Source organism: Quisquiliibacterium sp., assembly GCF_982640115.1.
On the sequence record NZ_CEXFHW010000237.1, the window covers coordinates 1 to 4,847 of the forward strand.

The 4,847-nt window shown below is 67.5% G+C and carries 4 protein-coding genes and 1 pseudogene; all 5 read left to right on the forward strand.

Translation table 11 applies throughout. The features are described from left to right. On the forward strand, positions 1 to 713 hold a 713-nt coding region (locus AC2H6A_RS17905; RefSeq protein ID WP_484275079.1), incomplete at its 5' end, for an NADH-quinone oxidoreductase subunit D-related protein. Beyond that, positions 712 to 903, forward strand: a pseudogene (locus AC2H6A_RS17910) (NADH-quinone oxidoreductase subunit D-related protein); the annotation flags it as partial. The gene AC2H6A_RS17905 and the pseudogene AC2H6A_RS17910, both read left to right, overlap by 2 nt. 26 nt (positions 904 to 929) lie before the next feature. Beyond that, positions 930 to 1,439: an NADH-quinone oxidoreductase subunit NuoE gene (nuoE, locus tag AC2H6A_RS17915; protein ID WP_484275080.1), complete on the forward strand. Its 510-nt coding sequence runs from the start codon at positions 930 to 932 to the stop codon at positions 1,437 to 1,439. A 7-nt stretch (positions 1,440 to 1,446) separates the two neighbouring features. Continuing rightward, positions 1,447 to 2,793 (forward strand): NADH-quinone oxidoreductase subunit NuoF, encoded by a 1,347-nt coding sequence (gene nuoF, locus AC2H6A_RS17920; protein ID WP_484275081.1) that lies wholly within the window; start codon positions 1,447 to 1,449, stop codon positions 2,791 to 2,793. 42 nt (positions 2,794 to 2,835) lie between these two features. Further along, the coding region (nuoG, locus tag AC2H6A_RS17925; protein WP_484275082.1) for an NADH-quinone oxidoreductase subunit NuoG at positions 2,836 to 4,847 on the forward strand (2,012 nt) is incomplete at its 3' end.

The window sequence follows — 4,847 nt, forward strand, 5'->3', positions numbered from 1 at the left end:
TCAAGGATTACAACCGCGATCGCGAAGGCTCGATGCTCGACTTCATCGAGGCCTTCACCCGCCGCTTCCCGGGCTGTGTCGACGAGTACGAAACGCTGCTCACCGACAACCGCATCTGGAAGCAGCGGCTGGTCGGCATCGGTGTCGTCGATCCCGATCGCGCCAAGGCCCTGGGCTTCACGGGCCCCATGCTGCGCGGCTCGGGCGTGGCCTGGGATCTTCGCAAGACCCAGCCCTACGAGGTCTACGACCTGCTCGACTTCGACATTCCCGTCGGGCGCAACGGCGACTGCTACGACCGCTATCTGGTGCGCGTGGCCGAGATGCGCCAGAGCAACCGCATCATCCAGCAGTGCATCGAGTGGTTGCGCAACCACCCCGGGCCGGTGATCACCGACAGCCACAAGGTCGCGCCGCCGTCGCGCGTGGGCATGAAGAGCAACATGGAGGAGCTGATCCACCACTTCAAGCTCTTCACCGAGGGCTTCCACGTGCCGGCCGGCGAGTGCTATGCCGGCGTCGAGCACCCGAAGGGCGAATTCGGCATCTACCTCGTCTCCGACGGCGCCAACAAGCCCTACCGGCTGAAGATCCGCGCCCCCGGATTCGCGCACCTGCAGGGTCTCGACGAGATGTCGCGTGGTCACATGATCGCCGACGTGGTCACGATCATCGGCACCCAGGACATCGTGTTCGGCGAGATCGATCGCTGAGCATCCCAAGGGCGAGTTCGGCATCTACCTGGTGTCCGACGGCGCCAACAAGCCCTACCGCCTGAAGATCCGCGCCCCCGGCTATGCCCACCTGCAGGGCCTCGACGAGATGTCGCGCGGCCACATGATCGCCGATGTGGTCACCATCATCGGCACGCAGGACATCGTGTTCGGCGAGATCGACCGCTGAGACCCCCACCCGCGCTGGAACCCGAGATGAGTGCCGTCCCCCAAGCCGCGAAACTGCTTTCCGAGGCGTCGTACGCCCGGATCGACCGCGAGGTCGCGAAGTTCCCGCCTGACCAGAAGCAGTCGGCGGTGATGGCGGCGCTGGCCATCGCCCAGAAGGAGGTCGGCTGGGTGTCCGAGGCGGTGGTCGAGGATGTCGCCCGCGTCCTGGGCATGCCGCCGATCGCGGTCTGGGAAGTGGCCACCTTCTACAACATGTACGACACCCGGCCGGTGGGTCGTTTCAAGCTGGCGGTGTGCACCTGCCTGCCCTGCGCGCTGCGCGATGGCGCCAAGGCTGGCGAGTACCTCAAGACTAAGCTCGGCATCGACTACAACGAGACCACGCCCGACGGCCTGTTCACGCTCAAGGAGAGTGAATGCCAGGGCGCCTGCGGCGACGCGCCGGTCATGCTGGTCAACAACCAGCGCATGTGCAGCTTCATGAGCGCCGATCGCATCGACGCCCTGATCGACGAACTCAAAGGCAAGGCCTGAGGCAGTCATGGGAGCCCAAGACTTTCGCGCCGATCTCACCCGCGTGCAGGCCATGGAAACCTGCTTCCACGGCCGGCACATCAATCCGCAGATCTTCGCGGGCCTGAACTCGCCCGATGCCTGGCGGCTGGCCGACTACCAGTCACGCGACGGCTACCAGGCGCTGCGCCGGATCATCAGCGAAGGCATCACCCCCGAGCAGGTGATCGCCGAGCTCAAGGCCGGCTCGCTGCGCGGACGCGGCGGCGCGGGTTTTCCCACCGGCCTGAAGTGGAGCTTCATGCCGCGTCAGTTTCCGGGTCAGAAGTACCTGGTCTGCAACTCCGACGAGGGTGAGCCCGGCACCTTCAAGGACCGTGACATCCTGCGGTACAACCCGCACATCGTCATCGAGGGCATGATCATCGCGGCCTACGCGATGGGTATCCCGGTGGGCTACAACTACATCCACGGCGAGATCTTCGAGGTCTACGAGCGCTTCGAGCAGGCCCTCGACGAAGCCCGTGCCGCCGGTCTGCTCGGTGATCGCATCCTCGGCTCCGACTTCTCCTTCCAGCTGCATGCCTTCCACGGCTACGGTGCCTACATCTGCGGCGAAGAGACCGCGCTGCTCGAGTCCCTCGAGGGCAAGAAGGGCCAGCCGCGCTTCAAGCCGCCGTTCCCGGCGAGCTTCGGCCTGTATGGCAAGCCCACCACCATCAACAACACCGAGACCTTCGCGGCGGTGCCCTGGATCATTCGCAACGGCGGGGCGCAGTACCTCGCCGCGGGCAAGCCCAACAACGGCGGCACCAAGGTCTTCTCGGTGTCGGGTGATGTGAATCGGCCGGGCAACTACGAGATTCCGCTCGGTACCCCGTTTGCCAAGCTGCTCGAACTGGCCGGTGGCGTTCGTGCCGGGCGTCAGCTCAAGATGGTGATCCCGGGCGGCTCCTCGATGCCGGTGCTGCCGGCCGACATCATGATGGCCACCGACATGGACTACGACTCCATCGCCAAGGCCGGCAGCATGCTCGGCTCGGGCGCGGTCATCGTGATGGACGACTCGCGCTGCGCGGTGAAGTCGCTGCTGCGCCTGTCCTACTTCTACTACGAGGAAAGCTGCGGCCAGTGCACGCCGTGCCGTGAGGGCACCGGCTGGCTCTACCGCATGGTCAATCGCATCGAGCACGGTGAGGGCCGCCGCGAGGACCTCGACCGGCTCAACCAGGTGGCCGACAACATCCAGGGCCGCACCATCTGCGCGCTGGGCGATGCCGCAGCCATGCCGGTGCGGGCCTTCCTCAAGCACTACTGGGACGAGTTCGCGTACCACATCGAGCACAAGACCTGCATGGTCCCTGCCTACACCTGATGCACGCGAACTTCACGGACACCGATCGGGCGCGCGAACGCAATGCTTGAACTCGAAATCGACGGCAAGAAGGTCGAAGTGGCCGAAGGCAGCATGGTCATGCATGCCGCCAACCAGCTCGGCATCTATGTGCCGCACTTCTGCTACCACAAGAAGCTCTCCATCGCGGCCAACTGCCGCATGTGCCTGGTCGATGTCGAGAAGGCGCCCAAGCCGATGCCGGCCTGCGCCACGCCCGTCACCAACGGCATGAAGGTCTGGACCGCCTCCGATAAGGCGATCAAGGCCCAGAAGGGGGTGATGGAGTTCCTGCTCATCAACCACCCGCTCGACTGCCCGATCTGCGACCAGGGCGGCGAATGCCAGCTGCAGGACCTCGCCGTGGGCTACGGCGGTTCCTCCTCGCGCTACGAGGAAGCCAAGCGGGTGGTCTTCCACAAGCCGCTCGGCCCGCTGGTGTCGGCCGAGGAGATGAGCCGCTGCATCCACTGCACCCGCTGCGTGCGCTTCGGCCAGGAGATCGCCGGCGTCATGGAGCTGGGCATGGCCGGCCGCGGCGAGCACTCCGAGATCATGAGCTTCGTCGGCCGCTCGGTCGACTCCGAGCTCTCGGGCAACATGATCGATGTCTGCCCGGTGGGTGCGCTCACCAGCAAGCCCTTCCGCTACAGCGCCCGTACCTGGGAGCTGGTGCGCCGCCGTTCGGTGTCGCCCCATGACTCGCTCGGCGCCAACCTGGTGGTCCAGGTGAAGGCCAACCGCGTGATGCGGGTGGTGCCCTTCGAGAACGATGCCGTCAACGAGTGCTGGATCGCCGATCGTGACCGTTTCTCGTATGAAGGCCTGAACGCGTCAGATCGTCTGCCGCGGCCGCAGATCAAGCAGGACGGCCGCTGGCATGAGGTCGACTGGCCCACGGCGCTCGACTATGCCGCGCATGCCCTGGCCGACATCCGCCGGACCGCCGGCGGCAAGGCCATCGGCGCGCTGGCCGCGCCCGGCTCCACGCTGGAAGAGCTCGCGCTGCTCGCGCAGCTGGCCCGCGGCCTGGGTTCCGAGAACATCGATCACCGTCTGCGTCAGCGTGACTTCGCGCTCGATGCCAGCGCGGCCGGCGTGCCCTGGCTGGGCATGCCGGTGGCCGAGGTGGGCAACCTCCAGTCCCTGCTGCTCGTCGGCTCCTTCCTGCGCAAGGATCACCCGCTGCTGGCGGCGCGGGTGCGCGCTGCGGTGCGCCGCGGCGCCCGCGTGTCGGTGGTGCATGCCGTGGCCGAAGACCTGCTCATGCCGGTGGCGGCACACGCCACCGTGGCGCCCAGCCGCTGGGTGCGTACCCTGGCGGGTGTGCTGGTGGCGCTGCTGCGCGCGCGCGCCCAGCCGGTGCCCGGCCCGCTGGCCGGCATCGAACCCGATGCCGCCGAGCAGGCCATCGCCACGGCCTTCGACACGGGCGAGCGCAAGGCGCTGTGGCTGGGCAATGCCGCGGTCCAGTGCGATCGCTACGCGGCCATCGCGCGCCTGGGACATGCCATCGCCGAACTCACCGGCGCGAGCCTGGGCGTGATCGGCGAGGCCGCCAACAGCGTGGGCGGGCATCTCGCCGGCGCGCTGCCCGGCCCGGGCGGTCTCAATGCCCGCGAGATGGTGCAGCAGCCGCTCTCTGCCTATGTGCTGCTCGGCCTCGAGCCGGGGCTCGACCACGGCATGCCGCAGGTGGCCACTGCGGCGCTGGGCGCGGCCCGCACCGTGATCGCGCTCACCGCCTTTGATTCCCCCGAGCTGCGTGCCGTGGCCGACTGCCTGCTGCCCGTCACGCCCTTCACCGAGACCGCCGGCACCTTCGTCAACACCCAGGGCATGGTCCAGTCCTTCAACGGCGTGGTGCGTCCGCTCGGCGAGGCCCGCCCGGCCTGGAAGGTGCTGCGGGTGCTGGGCAATCTGCTCGATATTCCGGGCTTCGATGCCGACACCCCCGAGCAGGTGCGCGACAGGGTTCTGGCCCGCCCCGTGGCCGAGCGCCTGTCCAATGCCGCCCCGGCGGATCTCGCCACCCT